Genomic DNA, 17,914 nt, shown 5'->3' with positions numbered 1-17,914 from the left:
CCATGGTGATGAAGGTGAAGTTCAAAGGCAAAGCCTTCGGGAACATCGTGAGGATGGAGTTCGACATTCTCACGCTCAGCGAGCTTAAAATAGACGACCTGCGAGACTTTGACGTTGATTCCATCAAGATCGAGCTCAAGCCCACCTCATCCGGCATACGCGTTACCGGCATATGGGAGGGTACCGTCGAGGAAGCCGGTGAGGGGATAAAGAAGGCCCTCCTTGAGAGCTACAAACTCCGTGAGAGGATTCTCAACAGGATAAAGAGCAAGACTGAGGCGATAAGGAGCACCATGCGCCAGCTCGGCTTCACGGAGGAAGTGGAGGGCTACGGGAGTGCGCTGCGCTTCGTCAAGAAGGTCGGCGCCTACGACATAGTCGTCGTCGCCTCAACGACGGACGACGTGGTCCGCGTCGAGGTCTACGGCAACGACAAGAAGATCCTCAGCCCGGAGCTGGAGAGTATCTTCGAGGACGTCGAGGTGGAGGAGCTGGAGATATACGACTTCGAGGACGACAAGGAGGAGCGGCTCGTTATAAACCTCGAAATACCGAAGAACGAAGAAAAGCCCGAGAGAAAGATAATGGAAGCCATCAGGATGATAGAAAGCATGCTGATGGCCTGATCACTTGTATCTGCTGTCCAGCTGAAGCTGCTTCAGCTTTGCCGTTATTCCCTTTGTCGGCGCCCTGTCTTCACTTATTATTTTCCCGGTTCTCGTGTCTATTCTCGCGTAGTAAAGTGTCTCCCGTCCGGCCACCTTGATGTGGACGTAGCCCCTCTCCTCGTAGAGGACGAGGCGCTCCACCGCTGGCCGTTCTTCCTTGTATTTCTCCCTCACATGCGCGAGGTATGACTCCTTTATAGCCATCTCCGTGAAGCGGGCGTCGCTCTTCAGAACCTCTCCCGTGGTTCTGTGAAGGACGAACCTTCCAACCTTCGTTCTTCCGGCGAATTCGACCTCCCAGTTCTCGTTGAGCGTTACGGATCTTACCATGGCCTCCTCGTCTATCTCCTTCGCGGCCTCAGCGGCCATCCTTTCGGCAAGGTCCCTTCTCAGAACACGGTCCGCCTCCTCGATGAGCTTGCCGTCCCTGCTGACCCTGACGGTTACCATGTGACGGTCGTTCTCGGCGGTAACGGTGTATTCGGTTTCGGTACCCTCAACGGATTTTATCTTGAAGTCAGGATACTTCTCGGAGACTATCTCCTTCGCCCTGTCGGGCGTCACCTCAACGAGGTAGTCGAGGACGTCCCCCGTCGAGCCATCCACCTTCACGACGGCCCTTCCATCCGCACTCTCAAGAACAAGCTCCAGATATTTGTGCTCCAGCACACGGTACGATTCCATAACCAGGCCCCTCAGCGGAAAGTTGCCCTCTATGACAGTCCTGGCGTTTTCGAAGGCGTCTTCGGGTGATGGGAGCCTCCTGGCCTCCTCGTAGCTGCCGTCGGTGAGATCGACGCTGACAACGACCACACCTTCATCAAGGAGGATGTCCGCGATGGCGGCTTTCTTGCCCTTCTCGAGGTTGATGACCCTGCCATGGGGATAGGCGTTTCTCAGGAGTTCACTGAGGGCATCGTCGCTCATGAGAACCTCCATTCCAAGAAGCCTGCCGGTGTAGCCGTTGAACTGGACCTCAAATGAGAAGCGCCCCGTCTTCCCCGATGTCTTGACCTTTCCGTTTGTCCTCTTGAGCTCATACTCACTGATTTCCTCCCCCGTCTGCTTCCGAACGATGTCCCGGGTCCGCTCAATGAAATACTCATCCGGCAGGGGGTTCATCTCGAAGGTTACCTCTCCGCGCTCCAGATCAACCCTGGCCCCGGCCAGGTTTTCACCCACCCGGACCTCGAGTCTGGCTTCTTTGGGAACGTAGACCTTCTTCCTCTCGTGGATGGTCACCCTGCTCTCGGGAACGCCGAGCTCCTTTGCGGCGACGGCTTTAAGGACGAAGACCGCCTCGCTTGGACTTAGGGGAACCTCCACCTCCCGCTCCGTGGCGCGGATAATAGAGCCGTCATTCAGGAGGGCCCTGGTTACGGGAACGCTCAGGTTCTTGTCCTGCGTTGCCCTCAGGACTATACGATCCTCTGAAAACACCACCGCCCTGTCCTTCTCCCCATCCCCTTCGACGGACCAGGAGAATATGTACGCACTGGACAGGGAGACCGCGATGGACTCAAGCTTCACCTCCTCCGGCTTCACGGGGTATCTGGAAGCCGCGAACGAGGCCACCTTTTCCAGCACGGCCTCGGGTGAAAAGTCATGGAGAAGCGGGGCATCGAGCTCGAACTCTTCCAGGGGGCCTTTTTCTTCTCCTGCCTCCGTCTCAGCCTTAAGCTGCTCCACAAGATCGGCGGGTGGTTCCATCCGATAGTTGTTGAACAGGGAGGCGAGCTTCTCGCCGTCCCACGGAACCACCCTCCCTCGGTGCTCCCGGGATATAAGAACCTTGGCGTCCTTCGTGAATCCCGCGGGGGATATCAGTATTCCCTTATCCGCCCTGTACTTGTTTACCAGGTCCGCAAAGACGTTGACGTCCCTCGAAGAGGCCAGCCCCTTGGGATGAACCGCCAGAACAACCTTCTCAATCCCCGCTATGGGGTCATCCCTTATTGCCACGACGTCGATTCCCCACTCCTTCCTGCCCGCCACCCTCTCATAGTCCCTGAAGCCCATTCTCTTTAGCAGCTCGATTACGTCTCCAACAAGCGTTTCCCTGGGGGCCAGCCTTATTAAATCCGCAGTCCACGGCATCAGTCTCACCCATGAAAGTGAAGTCCACCATCACGGTTCTTTCGTCTTTATTTTATAAATCTCTTTCCCCGGGGGCGCTGTTATCACCGCAGGTGTTCAAAATAAGTTTTTAACCCCGCCGATTTAACACCCACGCGGTGATGGAATGTTCAGGCTCATCGACTTTGAGTATCACGGAAAAACCGTCTTTCTGAGGGCAGACCTAAATTCACCGGTCACTGACGGGAAGATAATCAGCGACGCCAGGTTCCGGGCGGTTCTCCCGACGATAATATACCTCCTCGAACACGGGGCCAAACTGGTCATAGGAACGCACCAGAGCAAGCCATACAAGGGGGACTACATCACCACAGAGCAACACGCCGAGATACTGAGCGGGTTACTCGGCCAGGAAGTGGAGTACGTTGAGGACATCTTCGGAAAATATGCCCGCGAGAGGATACGGGCCCTAAAGCCCGGCGAGGCCGTCGTCCTTGAGAACCTCCGCTTTGCCGCGGAGGAGGTCAAGTACAAGCCGATTGAAGATTGCGAGAAGACGTTTTTCGTGAGAAAACTTGTGCCCCTGATCGATTACGTCGTGAACGATGCCTTCGCAGCGACCCACCGCTCCCAGCCTTCCCTGGTCGGCTTCGCAAGGCTGAAGCCCATGATAATGGGTTTCCTTATGGAGAAGGAGGTTCGGGCACTCACAAGGGCCTACGAGACCCAGGAGAAGCCGAGGGTCTACGTGCTCGGCGGTGCGAAGGTTGACGACTCCCTCCGCGTGGCTGAGAACGTGCTGAGGAACGGCAGGGCGGAGGTTATACTCACGGGAGGGCTGGTCGGTCACGTCTTCACCCTAGCCAAGGGCTTCCACCTCGGCGACACAAACCTCGAGTTCATGGAGAAAAAGGGCCTTCTCGAACTGGTGGACTGGGCCGAGGAGATACTCAACGACTTTTACCCCTACGTGAGGACTCCCGTTGATTTCGCCGTTGATTACAGGGGTGAGCGCGTCGAGGTTGACCTGCTGAGCGAGGAGAAATGGCTGTTCGACGAGCACCCGATACTCGACATAGGTTCAAGGACCATTGAGAAGTACCGCGAGGTGCTTATGGGGGCAAAGATAATAGTCGCCAACGGGCCGATGGGCGTCTTCGAGCGCGAAGAGTTCGCCGTTGGGACCATCGGCGTCTTCAGGGCGATAGGGGAGAGCCCGGCCTTCAGCATAGTCGGCGGCGGCCACTCGATAGCGAGCATCTACCAGCACAGTATAACGGGCATAAGCCACGTCTCCACCGGCGGCGGCGCGATGCTGAGCTTCTTCGCCGGCGAAAAGCTCCCCGTCCTCGAGGCATTCAGGGAAAGCTACGAGCGCTTCAAGAGGCTCTCAAAGGGTGAGCAGCCAGACGAGGAGCACGGCGATTAGGATGCCCCCGAGGAGCAGCATCAGGAGCCACTCGACCCTTTCCATCAGTTTTCTGTTCGAGTAGGGAACGTGTCCTACGATTCCAAGGACAAAGGAAGCGGCTATGAGCACCCTCTCCTCCACGGATTCAGCCCCCGCGAGGACGACCTCAAGGCCCCAGAGGGCCAGGAGCAGGAGGAAGGCGCCGGCGATGAGGTAACCCCTCCTCATTCTCCTCGCGTTGGTGATGTAGAAGGTCGCGGCGAAGGCCACGAGGAAGACCACCATCGCCTGTATCTCCAGCGGCATTGGGATGGAATTCGAGAGCACCAGCCTCTCGTAAACCCACACAATCCCCGAAATTATCGTGGAAACTATCAGCGCCATCACGAAGATGTTGTGGACGTGGTCCGCTATGCCAAGGGCCTCTTCGAGCCCCTCAATCTCCTCCCGTCCGGGTACTTTTCCCTCAGCTTCCGTCCTTCCAGCCATTGAACCCACGGAAGCAGTACGCGCTTGGGGGATTTAAGGCTACCGCGTTCAGTCCACACCGGTCTTCTCGTAAAGCCTCCGATAAACGCCCCTGAAATGGAAGAGCATAATCATAGCATAGACCACCGCGAAGGACTTCAGGGGGAAGTGGCCGCCGAGAAAGTGGTTCAGGAGGAACAGCGTTGCCACGACGGCCAGGTACGTTATGATGACATTGAGGGCCGCCGCCAGCGTTGAGCCCCTGCGGTAGGCCAACCACACCCAGAAGGATGAGTCGAGCGTTACCAGCCACCGTAGCCTGAGGGGCTCCTCCGGTGAGACCTCGACGGAGTAAGAGTCCCTCAGCATCTCCTTTCGGAACGCGAGAGCGAGACCGGCCGTAAGCAGCATCATTCCAAACGAGCCGATTATGAGGAGACCGCTGTCAAGAATTGCTCCGATGGATAATGTCACGACCCAGGCCATAAAGGCCAGGTACACAACCAGCGATTCCCGGGAGAGCCGTCCCTTCCTGAAGAGATGTAAGGGATAGATGCCGAAGACCGAAACGCCGAGTACAAGCATGAAAGTGGGGAGGATCACCTCACTCATTCCGCATCGGAAGGTTTAGAACGTAAAAGAATAAAAGGATTTCGACTGAAAATTGAATCTCAGTATCCCATCAGCACGCCGAAGATTACCGCCACCCACCAGACCTCAAGGAAGGCGAAGCCCACCGTGGCCGTCCCGGTGACGAGCCACCCACCGAATATCGCGTAGGCTATCAGCGTCACGGCCACGTGCAGCTTCAGGAAGGTTTTGTTTATCTCCCCTCCAGCTTTCATCCAGCCGGTCGGGAGGGGCAGCCAGTCGAAGAACGCCCCGATGAGGGCGAAAAGGGGCTGGTTGAAAAAGACTGTGGGAATGAAGACGAGGCCCGCGAGGGCGACGCAGAGCATTGTGAGCACCTGCTTCCTCATCTTTCTTCACCTCAGTCTATCGTGGCCTTCCTGAAGCCAAGCGCGGCAATTCCGGCGAACAGCGCGGCGAGGCCGATTAGCACCACCCAGTCCGTGACGATTCCGAAGGTCGGCTCGACGCCGGCCAGGTAGTAGCGGGAGCCGTCCACAGCGTAGGTGAGGGGGTTCACCTTCGCCAGCCACTGCATCCACTCGGGCATCGTGCTTATTGGATAGAACGCCCCGCTGAGGAAGGTCATCGGGAGCATTATCATGGTCACTATCATCTGGAAGCCTTCCATGCTGGTCATCTTGAGCGCTATCGCGACACCCATGCCCGCTATCGCTATTCCAACGAGGAAGCTCATGCCAAGCGCGGGAAGGATTCCGCCCACGTTGAGGTCGGCCAGGAAAAAGCTGAGCGCGAGGATTATGACGCCCTGTATCATGGCCATGAGCGCTCCCCCGGTGATTCTGCCGAGTATTGCCTCCGTCCTGCTCGCGGGAGCAACGAGAATCTCCTTCAGGAAGCCGAACTGCTTGTCCCAGATGAGCGTTATGCCCTGCATGAAGCTCATGTTGAAGACCGTCATGGCTATTATTCCAGGCACCAGGTAGGTCATGTAGTCGACGCCTCCGAATATCGGGGCCGCCATGGGGTTGTCGAAGACCCCGCCCCAGCCCTTTCCGAAGAAGATGAGCCAGATGAGCGGGTTGATTATGCTCCCTATCACCCTCGCCCGTGAGCGGGAAAAGCGCTTCAGTTCGCGGTATATCATAGTGAAAAAGACCTGCATACAATCACCTCCTCATGCGAGCCTTCATCATCATTTTCGCCACGCTCTGCTCTCCGCCCTCGTCCCGGATTTCCCTGCCTGTGAGGTGCAGGAAGACGTCGTTGAGCGTCGGCCTGTGGTATGTGACTTCGAGGATTTTGACATCGTTCTCCTTAGCCAGCTCGAAGAGCTTTGGCAGAGCTTCTGCCGCGTTGTCCACGTCCAGCCTGATCCTCCCGTCCGGGAGCATCTTGCAGCCTTTGATGAAGTCCGCCTTGAGGCACCTGAGCTCCTCCCTTGCCTGGAGCTTCAGGTAGATTATGTCGCTGCCCACGAGTTTCTTGAGCTCCTCGGCGGTGCCCTCGGCGATTATCTCACCGTGGTCCATTATGGCTATCCTGTCGGCCAGCTGCTCGGCCTCGTCCATGTAGTGCGTCGTGAGGAAGATGGTCATGTTGTGCTCCTCCTTCATGGCCCTTATGTAGTCCCAGATGTGCGCCCTGGTCTGCGGGTCGAGGCCTATGGTCGGCTCGTCGAGGAAGAGTATCTCCGGCTCGTGGAGCAGCGAGCGGGCTATCTCAAGCCTTCTCTGCATTCCGCCCGAGAAGAACTTGACGGGCCTGTCCTTGAACTCCCACAGCTCGACGAACTTGAGGAGGCGCTCTATCTTCTCCTTCAGGTTCTCAACGCCGTATATCCTGCCGTGAATGAGCATGTTCTCGTAGGCGGTAAGCTCTCTATCAACGCTCGGGTCCTGGAAGACTATCCCTATCTTCCTCCTGACTTCAATCGGTTCCCTGACGACGTCGTGGCCGGCGACTATGGCCTTCCCGGCCGTCGGCTTCAGCAACGTCGTGAGGACGTGGACGGTTGTGGTCTTTCCTGCCCCGTTCGGGCCAAGGAAGGCGAATATCTCGCCCCGCCTCACATTGAACGATATCCCTCTAACGGCTTCAAAGTCCCCGTACTTCTTCACGAGATTATCAACCTCAATCGCGTTCATACCTTTCACCTCCAAGAAGAATCAGCCTCAGCTCCCTCGCGCAGCCGGTGAAAAGCTCCCTGATCCTCGTCTTCTGCTCGTCCGTCAGTTCGTCCACGGACTCAAAGAGCTCCTTGAAGGCCGCCCTAAGCTCGTCGCCTCCCAGCTCAAGGAACGCCTTGTAGGCGCGCATCCTGCGCTTTGCCTCGGCGAGATCATCAGCGTGCTCCGCGAGGTAGTCCAGCCCCTTCTCGGTGATCACGTAGGTCTTTTTCTCCCTCTCACCCCTGCTGGTCACCTCAATCAGGCCGCTTCTCCGCAGGGAGGCAAGGATAGGGTACACAGTTCCGGCGCTCAGCTTCATGCCGTATCTTCCTTCCAGCTCCGCCATTATCCCGTAGCCGTGCATCGGCTCCCGGAGGAGGTCGAGGATAAGTACCTTCATGTGACCGCGAAAATTGGGGCGTTCCATTCGCTTCACCGATATATCGTTCGATATGTTACCTTTATAAACCTTCCCCCGGAACGGTTGAACGGGGTGGCACCATGAGGCTCGTTCTCAGGCCCCTCTTCGAGGCAGAGCTGCCGGCAGATTTCGGCGATGTCATAAAGAACAAGCTTGCCGGGAGGGAGGTCAGGACAGGGGAGGAGATTGAGGTTGAACTCCTCGGAAAATTCCTTCGCTTCAAGGTCGTCCTGGCCGAGCCCTCGCCGCTGAAGGTGGGCAGGAACACGAGGGTGGAGTTCTCGCAGGGCGAGGTTGAAGTCGTTGATTTTGAGTTCGATGGGCCGGTGAGTGAGGTAATCCCCTTTGAGAAGGGATTCGTCATCGCCTTCGAGAGGGAGGTTCTGATTATGAACCACAACGGGCAAAAGATTTATAGCGATGAGTTCGAGAAACTTAACGGAGTTAGGGTCTCCAAAGAGACAGTGGTGATAATCCATGACGGGAACAAAATCAGGCTCGTTAAGCCTTGAGGGCTTCACCTTCAATGAAACCTGGGAGGAGAAGAGGAAAAGGGCCGGGAGAATCGTCGAGGTTTTGATGAAAACCTATCCGCGGGAGAGGCTCCTCATCGGTGACCCCTACAGGACCTTAATCCACTGCATTATCTCCCAGCGCATGAGGGACGAGGTGACGTACAGGGTTTGGGAGGAGCTGTTTGAGAGGTACCGCGACATCGAGACGATAGCCAGCACGCCGGTCGAGGAGATGCGGCGCTTTCTGAGGGAGAGGGGGGTCGGTCTCTGGAAGACCAAGGGCGAGTGGATAGTGAAGGCTTCACAGATAATCCTGGAGGAACACGACGGAAAGGTTCCCGACGACATCAGGGAACTCATGAAGCTCCCGGGAATCGGGAGGAAGTGCGCCAACATAGTCCTGGCTTACGGCTTCGGCAGGCAGGCCATACCCGTAGACACCCACGTGAACAGGATAAGCAAACGCCTCGGTCTGGCCCCGCCGAGGGTTCCTCCAGAGAAGGTCGAGGAGTACCTCGCGGAGCTGATTCCCTACGAGAAGTGGATATACGTGAACCACGCGATGGTGGACCACGGGAAGAGCATATGCAACCCGATAAGGCCGAAGTGCGATTCCTGCCCGCTGAGGGAGCTGTGCCCCTACGCGAAGGGACTGGTGACGGATGCGGACTTAAAGGGGCGCCGATGACGCCCTCATATTTATAACTACCAGGACTATTTTCGTACCTGCCCGATAATTCCCATTCATGAAAAGGGTTATATAGGCCTTCTTTCATAAAATAAAGCGGTGATATGCATGCAAATTGTTGAACTCGACATAAAATTGCCCTACGAAGGAAGGGGGAAGATTCTGAGCCGTTTGTATGGCACGGTTAGGGGCAGGATTCGCGACATTCACTTCTTCCCGCCCGATGCTGAGGGCATGAGCGAAATTAAGATGGAAGTGGTCGAGGACAACGCTCCAAAGCTTCTCTCTGACCTCAAAAAGATCGTCAGGGGCGGAAAGATAACGTTCAAGGTCCTCTCCGAGGTCTGAGCCTCATCCCTTTATTCCCCTGTTCAGCTCCACCAGCTTTTCCCTGGCCTTCTCCAGAGAGCCGGCCTTTTCTATCGCGGTTCCGGTGACGATTATGTCGGCGCCGGCCCTCACGGCCGCCCGCGCCTGCTCCGCACTCCTTATCCCACCGCCGACGATGAGCGGAACGTCTATGACGCGCTTCACGAGCGCTATCATCTCGGGGGGAACGGGCTGCGGGGCCCCGCTTCCGGCCTCGAGGTACACCATGCGCATTCCAAGGTACTGGCCCGCCAGGGCGTAGGCGGCGGCGATCTTGGGCTTGTGGCGCGGGATGGGCTTGGCATCGCCGATCCAGCCGACGGTCTCTCCCGGCTCGACTATGAGGTACGCCATTGGTATTGGTTCTATGCCGTAGCGCTTGACCGTGAACGCCCCCAGGGCCTGGGAGCCCGTGATGAAGAAGGGGTTGGTCGAATTGAGCAGGCTCATGAAGAATATTGAATCGGCGTACCTGCTTATCCCCCCGTGGGAGCCGGGGAACAGTATCGTCGGCAGGCTGGAGGACTCCTTTATCGCCCTCACAACGCCGTCGAGGACATCCCCCTCCGCCCCCGTCGAGCCGCCTATCATTATGGCATCTACCCCTATCTCCTCGCTCATCTTCGCTATCCTGGCGGCTTCCTCGGGCGTCACGTCATCAGGATCAAGGAGAACGAAGTGAAGCTTTTCGGTCTCAATCTTCTCGTGAATGTACGTCTCGACCTTTCCGAGCTGGAGTCTCATTTTCTCTCACCGAACCCTATAACTTCCTCCCTGCTTTTAACCCTTTTCCACTCCAGCCCGAGTTCGCTTAGAATGGCAGTGAGAGCCCCATCGGGTTCCCCTTCGAAGCGGTAGAGGTTGGTGCTGACCCTGACGTCCCCCGCGCCGAATCCCTCGACGGGCTCCCCGTACTTTGCCACCCCCAGCGAGAGCTTTTCCTCCAACCGCTCCTCACTGGGGATGAGATACGCCCTCAGGAGCTTTGCCTCCTTCAGGAGGAAGTCTATATGCCAGTGGAGCCTCTTTTTCCCGCTGAAGTGCCGGGCAACGCGTTTTTCGAGGGAGTTCATCGCCGAGCCGACGTACACGTAGTGGCCCTTCCGCAGGTGGAACTCCCGCCCCTTGGTTCTGACGGTTTTATCGTTCTCCAGCAGGACGACGAGAAAGTACGACCCTCTCATGGTGGGTGGATTCTACTCATCATTTATAAACCCCTGGCCCCAAAACCGAGTCTGGTGTGAAGAATGGACGAAAAGAAAACGAAGAAACCCGCGGACGACTTCGCATGGCAGGAATATGAGAGGGAGGAGTTTGAACAGACCTTCCCGGCCCTTGCGAGGGAGCTCGAGGGGGAGGGCGTTCCGATAGAGGCCTACCGCACCGGCGAGGGGGAGGAGTCCGCCGGGAGGGAGGAGATGGACTTCTCCGGCTACAACCCCACGGTTATCGATTTCCTCAGGAGATGCAGTACGGATGACGAGGCGCTTGAGATAATAAACTGGATGGAGGAGCGCGGTGAGATAACCCACGAGATGGCCAAGGAGCTCAGGATAACCCTGGTCGAGAGGGGAGTCCGGGCCTTCGGTTCCAAGAAGGAGTGGGGCTGGTACGAGCGGCACAGGAAAACATAATTCGCGCCAGTGCTATCAGGTGTGAGTTTTTGCAGAGGAAAAGGTAACTTTTTTAGCCCCCTAAAACATTCCCTAAGCGATGACGCTCAAGCTGAACCCCGAGGCCAAAGCGGTCTACCGCTCAATCCGGGAGGAGATAAGGAGGAGGTTAGTCCTCCCTGGGAGTTCTTCCATGCTGGATAGGTTTGAACCCACCTCCGATCGCGAGGAAATCCTCCGCAGGCAGACTTATTTCCGCCGAAGCCTTCCAAGGATACGTCCTGAGTTGAAGGGGCAGATTGCCAGGGTCCGGCCAATCAAATTCCGCCGGGACTACCTCCACGACAGGATTCTGATAGTTGACGAGGGCGAGCTCGAAAGGGCACTGAACCTGGGTCTCTGCGAGGTCTCAACGGGCCTGGAGGATTCCGAAGATTATTCTCTGGTTCTCAGCACGGTCGGCTACGGCATCGACGTTGAACTTGTCCCCTCCCAGATAGCGCCGGAGCTCTACATCATGCCCCTCTGGGAGAACCGGGAAACTCTTAATGCCCTCGCCAGAATCGGCGAGCTAACCGGCGAGGGTAGTGTCGCCTTGGAAATCCTCCGAAAGCTGGACGGGCTTGGGGAGGTTATGAAAAAGCGGAAACTCCTCGACGGCCTTGAGGAGCTGGTGGCCGCGAAAGAGCGCGAGCTGAACGAGAAGATATCCGAGAAACTGGAAAAGTTCAGCCTGACTCTGAGCGGGAAGGAGCTGCTGGACTTCCTCGGCGAGCTTAAAGCCGGGAACTACGAGGCGATATTCAGACACTTCGGCGAGGTCGAGGGAGAAATCCTCGATATGATCAATGAGGCTGAGGACGAGCTGAGCGAGAAGCTCGGTGTTGCCGTTGAGCTCTTCTCCCGGGAAGAACTGTATCCCGTGGCGGTTCCCCCGGAAAGTGTTGAGATGCTCCGTGAGGAACTGGAAAGAGAGCTTAAGGTTGAGCTGTACCTCAGGAGCCGGGAAATCCTTGAGAATGTGCGCCCCCTGCTCCCAGTTCTCCGGGAGGAGCTGGCCAGGGTTAACGAACTCGATTTCCTTCAGGCCATCAAGGAATTCACCGAAGGCTTCTCTTTCCCGGAACTTCAGAACGGTGGAATCGCGTTTATCAATGGGAAACACCTTTTCATCGAGAGTCCGCAGCCTGTGAGCTACGTCGTGGGAGAAAAACCCGAAAACTTCGGCGTCCCGGACTCGGATGTTATCCACAATGAGAGGGTGGTCATACTAACAGGCGCCAACAGCGGCGGAAAGACCAGCCTTTTAGAACTTATGACCCAGATAACGGTTCTCACCCATATGGGACTTCCGGTTCCGGCGGAGAAGGCCTGGGTTGAGCCCCTCGATGAGCTGTTCTTCTTCAGAAGGAAGAGGAGTACCTACGGCGCCGGCGCTTTTGAGACTGCCCTGCGCTCCTTCGTGAGGGCGCTTAAGGGCTCCGGCAGGAAGCTCATTCTCATAGACGAGTTTGAGGCCATAACCGAACCCGGTGCGGCGGTTAGGATAATCGGCGAGCTTCTCCGGATAGCCCACGAGAAGGGCTTTTACGTTGTTATCGTGTCGCACCTTGGGGAGGACCTGAGGAAGGAACTTCCCTTTGCCAGGGTCGACGGGATAGAGGCCAGGGGCCTTGACGAAAAGCTCAACCTCATCGTCGACAGACAACCCGTCTTTGGGAAACTTGGCAGAAGCACGCCCGAGCTGATAGTCGAGAGCCTTGCGAGGAGAAAGCGCGGGAAGGAACGGGAAATTTTCGAGAGGGTTCTGAGGGCGTTTGGACGTTCCTAGCCGCATCGTGCTCCCTGGAGACGGCAGTGTGTAGGTCTCTGTGTAGGTGGTTACTAAACCTGTAGAAAGTCAAGTTATTACTCCTGCATATTAGAAACATTTAAGTAGCCCCGCGACCTATTTTCCCCGGAGGGGTGGCCATGGACAAGAAAACCGCAGTGATACTGTCCCCGGTTGTGGCGTTTATCTTCACGCTGGTGCCTTCCGCAGTCTTCGGCCCCCTGGCCGGACTGGTTGGAGGTGCCGCGGGAGTACTGGTGGCATTTGCGATCACGAGCAGTGTCACGAAGGAGAAGGAAATACCTCCCGATGTCATGAAATACAAGCGGGAGATAGAGGCACAGATCGACGCTATCGTCCGCATACTCGACAGGATTGCTGAGGGCGACCTCTCGGTGGAGGACGTTGAACTTAGGGGGCACTTGGAGGATATCCGCCACGCGATCGAGAAGATGCGCAGGAACCTCAGGGACATGGTGATAGAGATTCAGGAGGCCGCGGGGGTTGTTGGAGAGCGGAGCAAGCTCGTCCGTGAAAACGTCGAGCAGATAAGTGAGGCCATCCAGCAGGTTGCCGAGGCCATCAACCAGGTGAGCATAGAGGCCCAGCGCGAGCAGGAGAACATCAACCACATGACGGAGACCATGCGCTACATCGATGAGATAGGCAAGGAGACCATAAACACCATGGAGGACTTTGAGCGCTCCATGGGGGATGTCGTCAGCCTTGCCCGCGAGGGTGGCCAGAAGGGACAGGAGGCCGTGGGCCAGATCGAGGAGATAAGGAATATGATGCTCATGATAGAGGATACCGTCAAGGGCGTCGCTGAGATGGGTAAGAACATCGCCAACATCACCAACGTTATCACGGGCATTGCCGAGCAGACCAACCTCCTGGCGTTAAACGCGGCAATTGAAGCCGCCCGCGCCGGCGAGGCAGGAAAAGGCTTCGCCGTCGTTGCTGAGGAGATTAGAAACCTCGCAGAGGAGAGCAAGAACGCCGCCGACGACATACGCAACATTGTGAGCCAGATTATGGAGAAGATACAGGAGAGCGTGGAGGTCACGGGCAAGAGCGTGGAAACTGTCTCCAACTCAACGGAGGTTCTCAAGGAGAGCGTTTCGTACCTCACCCACATAGCCGAACTGATGGCCGAGATGGAGGTCAAGGCCAACGAGCTCAAGAGCAAGGTGCTCGAAGAGGGCGAAAAGATAGACGAGGGCCTGCGCTTCCTCGAGAACCTCGCCGCCAGTGCAGAGGAGACAACCGCGGCGGCTGAAGAGGTCAGTGCCGCTGCGGAGGAGCAGACCTCCGCACTTGAGGAGGTCAAGGTGGCCATCACCGACTTTGAGCGGGTCGTGCAGGAGCTCGTGGAAGTTACCAACAAGTTCAAGGTCTGATTTTTCTATCTTTTGAGCACCCCCACATTTTTCTCCCGAAAACTCGCCCTTTTCTCGTTCTTAAGTGGGTCGTTCCAGGCACGTTCTTCCGAGTGACTGGAAACACCAAACACGCAGATATTGTAGGACCACCGATGGTGGGTCAGTCCACCCAGCTCCGCTCTCTGTATCTTCCCCTGCTCTCGATTTCTTCTATCTTCGCCTTTATCTCCTCGGCCTTCTCCTCACCCCTGACCTCGGAGTAGCCCTCCAGAACCGCCTCAAACCCCCTCTCGAACCAGGTGTAGTGGGTGCTCTCCATGGCACGTTTGAGGAGGTGCAGGTCGACGCCCTGGGCCTCCAGGGTGGGGTCAAAGTCCGCCAGGCCAAAATCTATCAGGTAAACCTTTCCCTCCCGGAGTATCATGTTGGAGGTCGTCAGGTCACCGTGCACTATGCCCGCCTCGTGAAGCTTTCCAATCTGTCTTCCAATCTCGCGGCAGAGGGGAAGCCTTTTCTCCACTGGAACCTCCTCGAGGTGCTCCTTCAGTCTCTCCCCGCCGATGAACTCCATCGCAATTACCATGTCCCTCAGATTGACCTCGTAAACGTGGGGACAGTTCACACCAAACTCTTTGGCCCGGTGAAGAACCCTCGCCTCTCTAACCGTTCTCTCCTTCCTCAGCTTCTCATCGATCTCCCTTATGCGGTAGCGCTTTGGAATCCTGTGCTTGACGATTACCGTTTCGTCGGGAATGAGTTCCGCCCCGAAATACTCGCCGAATTCGGAGATGTATATCTTGGCCTCCGCGCCCTGCTTTACCATCCTCACCTCATCCACCCGCTCCCAGTTGTGCGCTGGGGTTTTAGCCCTTTCCCCCATTTTCCTCGAAGATTTTTGTCATTTTTCCAAAATTTATCGCGTTAATTGAAATTTTTGACCCAAAAACTTATATGCAGTGCTGACGAAGCGTTTCTGCAAAAAGCAATTTGGTAGGAGGAATGTCAAATGGCACAGCTTAGCGGACAGCCGGTTGTTATTCTGCCCGAGGGAACCCAGAGGTACGTTGGAAGGGACGCCCAGAGGCTCAACATTCTCGCCGCGAGGATAATCGCGGAGACGGTTAGAACCACCCTCGGTCCAAAGGGTATGGATAAAATGCTCGTTGACAGCCTCGGTGACGTCGTTGTCACCAACGATGGAGCCACGATTCTCGACAGGATCGACCTCCAGCACCCGGCCGCGAAGATGATGGTTGAGGTTGCCAAGACCCAGGACAAGGAGGCCGGTGATGGTACCACCACCGCCGTTGTCATCGCCGGCGAGCTCCTCAGGAAGGCCGAGGAGCTCCTCGACCAGAACATCCACCCGAGCATCATCGTTAAGGGTTACACCATGGCCGCCGAGAAGGCCCAGGAGATACTCGAGGACATCGCCATTGAGGTCACCCCGGACGACGAAGAGACCCTCATGAGGATAGCCATGACCTCGATCACCGGCAAGAACGCCGAGAGCCACAAGGAGCTCTTCGCCAGGCTCGCCGTTGATGCCGTCAGGCAGGTCGCCGAGAAGAAGGACGGAAAGTTCGCCGTGGACATCGATAACATCAAGATCGAGAAGAAGGCCGGCGAGAGCGTCGAGGAGAGCGAGCTCGTTCGCGGCGTCGTCATCGACAAGGAGCGCGTCCACCCCAGGATGCCGAAGAGGGTTGAGGGGGCCAGGATAGCCCTCATCAACGAGGCCCTCGAGGTCAAGAAGACCGAGACCGACGCGAAGATAAACATCACCAGCCCGGACCAGCTCATGAGCTTCCTCGAGCAGGAGGAGAAGATGCTCAAGGAGATGGTCGACCAGATAGCCGCCACCGGTGCGAACGTTCTCTTCGTCCAGAAGGGCATCGACGACCTCGCCCAGCACTACCTCGCCAAGTACGGAATCCTCGCCGTCAGGCGCGTCAAGAAGAGCGACATGGAGAAGCTCGCCAAGGCCACTGGAGCTAAGGTCGTTACCAACGTTAAGGACCTCACCGCCGAGGACCTCGGCCACGCCGACCTCGTTGAGGAGCGCAAGATCGCCGGCGAGAGCATGATATTCGTCGAGGGCTGCAAGAACCCGAAGGCGGTCACCATACTCATCAGGGGTGGCACCGAGCACGTCATCGATGAGGTTGAGCGCGCCCTGGAAGATGCCATCAAGGTCGTCAAGGACGTCATGGAGGACGGCTACGTCCTTCCGGCCGGTGGCGCCGGCGAGATAGAGCTCAGCATCAAGCTCGACGAGTACGCCAAGGCCGTCGGCGGCAAGGAGGCCCTCGCCATCGAGGCCTTTGCAGAGGCCCTCAAGATAATCCCGAAGACCCTCGCCGAGAACGCCGGTCTCGACACTGTCGAGATGCTCGTCAAGGTCATCAGCGAGCACAAGAACAGGGGTAGGGCCATAGGCATCGACGTCTTCGAGGGCGAGCCGGCCGACATGCTCGCCAAGGGCATCATCGAGCCACTCCGCGTCAAGAAGCAGGCCATTAAGAGCGCCAGCGAGGCTGCGATAATGATCCTCAGGATCGACGACGTCATCGCCGCCAAGATAAGCAAGCCCGAAGGCGGCCAGGGCGGCGGAATGCCCGGCGGCATGGGTGGAATGGGCGGCATGGACATGGGCATGTGATGCCCCCTATTCTCTTTCCTTATACTCAATCTTGTACCAACAAGGTTTTATTTTGCAATCCATCTATCCTTATGGGAGTGAGAGTTCACCGGAGGTGAGAGTATGGGGCTTGGTCTGTGGTTCAGAACTGGTCTGCTGATGGCCGTGCTGACCGGGTTACTGATGGCCATCGGCTACGTCTTTGGAGGCCCCAGTGTGGCTTTCATGATGTTTCTGTTCTCAATGGTCTTCAACTTCATAACCTACTGGTACAGCGATAGAATCGTCCTGAGCTGGTACCGCGCGAGGATAGTTGACGAGTTCGAGGCCCCGGAGCTCTACGCCATAGTGAGAAACCTCACGGAGAGGGCGGGTCTTCCAATGCCCAGGATTGCAATAATCCCCAGCGAGACCCCCAACGCGTTCGCCACAGGGAGGGACCCGAAGCACGCCGTCGTCGCCGTGACCACGGGTCTGCTTAGACTCCTTGACAGGGATGAGCTCGAGGGCGTTATAGGTCATGAACTAACCCACATAAAGAACAGGGACATGCTCATCGGAACGTTCGCGGCGGCCCTGGCCGGTGCCATCGTCCAGCTCGCCTACTGGGCCCGGTGGATAGCCATCTTCGGCGGCTTCGGCAGGGATGAGGATGACGCCGGCAACGTTCTGACTGCGATACTCATAGCCGTTCTCGCCCCGATAGCGGCGATGCTCATACAGGCGGCCGTGAGCAGGTCGAGGGAATTCCTGGCGGATGAAGGCGGGGCGAAGATAAGCGGCAAGCCCTGGGCGCTCGCGAGCGCGCTGATGAAGATAGAACGCGCCGTCAGCTACCGGCCGATGAGGGATGGGAATCCTGCAACGGCCCACATGTTCATAGTGAACCCGTTCAAGGGAAGCAGTCTGGCGGGCCTCTTCTCGACCCACCCGCCGACCGAGGCGAGGATAGAGAGGCTCAGGAAAATTTCGGAAGAGATGGGCTACGCCCCCACCTTCTGACTTCTTCTCCCCATTTCTGTCCATCTTCTGAAGTGAACGAAAGGTTTGTAAAGGTGGTTTGAAAGGT

20 protein-coding genes are annotated in these 17,914 nt (G+C 57.1%); 10 read left to right on the top strand and 10 right to left on the bottom strand.

The window, feature by feature from the left end; all coding sequences use genetic code 11:
- Positions 1-2: 2 nt before the first annotated feature.
- On the top strand, positions 3-626 hold the full coding sequence (locus E3E42_RS05320; RefSeq protein WP_167903254.1) for a hypothetical protein: 624 nt from the start codon (positions 3-5) through the stop codon (positions 624-626).
- Here E3E42_RS05320 and E3E42_RS05315 read toward each other — a convergent pair whose 3' ends face one another.
- Positions 627-2,765, bottom strand: coding sequence for a restriction endonuclease (locus tag E3E42_RS05315; RefSeq protein WP_167903253.1), 2,139 nt, complete (start codon positions 2,763-2,765; stop codon positions 627-629). It lies immediately after the preceding gene.
- A gap of 145 nt (positions 2,766-2,910) precedes the next feature.
- Here E3E42_RS05315 and E3E42_RS05310 point away from each other — a divergent pair, with 145 nt between their 5' ends.
- Entirely contained in the window at positions 2,911-4,173 is a 1,263-nt protein-coding gene (locus tag E3E42_RS05310) for a phosphoglycerate kinase (protein ID WP_167903252.1), read from the top strand.
- Here E3E42_RS05310 and E3E42_RS05305 read toward each other — a convergent pair.
- Genes E3E42_RS05305 through E3E42_RS05280 form a run of 6 tightly spaced genes read right to left on the bottom strand, consistent with a single transcriptional unit; the run spans position 4,135 to position 7,812 of the window.
- Positions 4,135-4,644: a hypothetical protein gene (locus E3E42_RS05305; RefSeq protein WP_167903603.1), complete on the bottom strand. Its 510-nt coding sequence runs from the start codon at positions 4,642-4,644 to the stop codon at positions 4,135-4,137. The genes E3E42_RS05310 and E3E42_RS05305 overlap by 39 nt on opposite strands.
- Before the next feature lie 48 nt (positions 4,645-4,692).
- Positions 4,693-5,235: a hypothetical protein gene (locus tag E3E42_RS05300; RefSeq protein ID WP_240913639.1), complete on the bottom strand. Its 543-nt coding sequence runs from the start codon at positions 5,233-5,235 to the stop codon at positions 4,693-4,695.
- A gap of 59 nt (positions 5,236-5,294) precedes the next feature.
- Positions 5,295-5,603 (bottom strand): hypothetical protein, encoded by a 309-nt coding sequence (locus E3E42_RS05295; protein WP_167903251.1) that lies wholly within the window; start codon positions 5,601-5,603, stop codon positions 5,295-5,297.
- A gap of 11 nt (positions 5,604-5,614) precedes the next feature.
- Positions 5,615-6,379 (bottom strand): ABC transporter permease, encoded by a 765-nt coding sequence (locus E3E42_RS05290; protein ID WP_167903250.1) that lies wholly within the window; start codon positions 6,377-6,379, stop codon positions 5,615-5,617.
- Between the two features lie 4 nt (positions 6,380-6,383).
- The gene (locus tag E3E42_RS05285) at positions 6,384-7,361 is read right to left on the bottom strand and encodes an ATP-binding cassette domain-containing protein (protein ID WP_167903249.1); all 978 of its coding nucleotides are present in this window, start codon (positions 7,359-7,361) and stop codon (positions 6,384-6,386) included.
- Positions 7,348-7,812, bottom strand: coding sequence for a PadR family transcriptional regulator (locus E3E42_RS05280; RefSeq protein ID WP_167903599.1), 465 nt, complete (start codon positions 7,810-7,812; stop codon positions 7,348-7,350). Before E3E42_RS05280 ends, E3E42_RS05285 begins: the two co-directional genes overlap by 14 nt.
- 74 nt (positions 7,813-7,886) lie before the next feature.
- On the opposite strand from E3E42_RS05280, the gene E3E42_RS05275 reads away from it, so the two are divergent.
- From E3E42_RS05275 to E3E42_RS05265, 3 genes are all read left to right on the top strand, one after another.
- Positions 7,887-8,318 (top strand): ATPase, encoded by a 432-nt coding sequence (locus E3E42_RS05275; RefSeq protein ID WP_167903248.1) that lies wholly within the window; start codon positions 7,887-7,889, stop codon positions 8,316-8,318.
- Entirely contained in the window at positions 8,284-9,009 is a 726-nt protein-coding gene (gene nth, locus E3E42_RS05270) for an endonuclease III (RefSeq protein WP_167903247.1), read from the top strand. The genes E3E42_RS05275 and nth overlap by 35 nt, the downstream gene beginning before the upstream one ends.
- A gap of 108 nt (positions 9,010-9,117) precedes the next feature.
- Positions 9,118-9,357 (top strand): hypothetical protein, encoded by a 240-nt coding sequence (locus E3E42_RS05265; protein ID WP_167903598.1) that lies wholly within the window; start codon positions 9,118-9,120, stop codon positions 9,355-9,357.
- A gap of 3 nt (positions 9,358-9,360) precedes the next feature.
- Here the strand turns inward: E3E42_RS05265 and E3E42_RS05260 are convergent, their stop codons facing one another.
- Both E3E42_RS05260 and E3E42_RS05255 read right to left on the bottom strand, forming a co-directional pair.
- Positions 9,361-10,122 carry a geranylgeranylglyceryl/heptaprenylglyceryl phosphate synthase gene (locus E3E42_RS05260; protein ID WP_148882101.1) on the bottom strand — a complete coding sequence of 254 codons (762 nt, stop codon included), beginning with the start codon at positions 10,120-10,122 and terminating at the stop codon, positions 9,361-9,363.
- Positions 10,119-10,562 (bottom strand): DUF123 domain-containing protein, encoded by a 444-nt coding sequence (locus E3E42_RS05255; RefSeq protein ID WP_167903246.1) that lies wholly within the window; start codon positions 10,560-10,562, stop codon positions 10,119-10,121. Before E3E42_RS05255 ends, E3E42_RS05260 begins: the two co-directional genes overlap by 4 nt.
- A 63-nt stretch (positions 10,563-10,625) precedes the next feature.
- On the opposite strand from E3E42_RS05255, the gene E3E42_RS05250 reads away from it, so the two are divergent.
- From E3E42_RS05250 to E3E42_RS05240, 3 genes are all read left to right on the top strand, one after another.
- Positions 10,626-11,012: a DUF2095 family protein gene (locus tag E3E42_RS05250; protein ID WP_167903245.1), complete on the top strand. Its 387-nt coding sequence runs from the start codon at positions 10,626-10,628 to the stop codon at positions 11,010-11,012.
- Positions 11,013-11,091: 79 nt separating this feature from the next.
- Positions 11,092-12,822 (top strand): endonuclease MutS2, encoded by a 1,731-nt coding sequence (locus E3E42_RS05245; RefSeq protein ID WP_167903243.1) that lies wholly within the window; start codon positions 11,092-11,094, stop codon positions 12,820-12,822.
- A 140-nt stretch (positions 12,823-12,962) separates the two neighbouring features.
- Complete coding sequence (locus E3E42_RS05240; protein WP_167903241.1) at positions 12,963-14,222, top strand: methyl-accepting chemotaxis protein; 1,260 nt, start codon at positions 12,963-12,965, stop codon at positions 14,220-14,222.
- A 142-nt stretch (positions 14,223-14,364) separates the two neighbouring features.
- Here the strand turns inward: E3E42_RS05240 and E3E42_RS05235 are convergent, their stop codons facing one another.
- Positions 14,365-15,033, bottom strand: coding sequence for a Kae1-associated kinase Bud32 (locus tag E3E42_RS05235; protein ID WP_167903239.1), 669 nt, complete (start codon positions 15,031-15,033; stop codon positions 14,365-14,367).
- Between the two features lie 177 nt (positions 15,034-15,210).
- Between E3E42_RS05235 and thsB the strand changes: the two genes are divergently transcribed.
- Positions 15,211-16,866, top strand: a complete 1,656-nt coding sequence (gene thsB / locus E3E42_RS05230) for a thermosome subunit beta (protein ID WP_167903237.1) — start codon at positions 15,211-15,213, stop codon at positions 16,864-16,866.
- 102 nt (positions 16,867-16,968) lie between these two features.
- Positions 16,969-17,847: a zinc metalloprotease HtpX gene (locus E3E42_RS05225; protein WP_167903235.1), complete on the top strand. Its 879-nt coding sequence runs from the start codon at positions 16,969-16,971 to the stop codon at positions 17,845-17,847.
- The last annotated feature ends 67 nt before the right edge of the window (positions 17,848-17,914 follow it).

The organism is Thermococcus sp. JdF3 (assembly GCF_012027495.1).
In the GTDB taxonomy this organism is placed as follows: domain Archaea; phylum Methanobacteriota_B; class Thermococci; order Thermococcales; family Thermococcaceae; genus Thermococcus.
The sequence above is the reverse complement of the archived record's forward strand: the minus strand, read 5'-3'. Positions and strand labels throughout refer to the sequence as shown.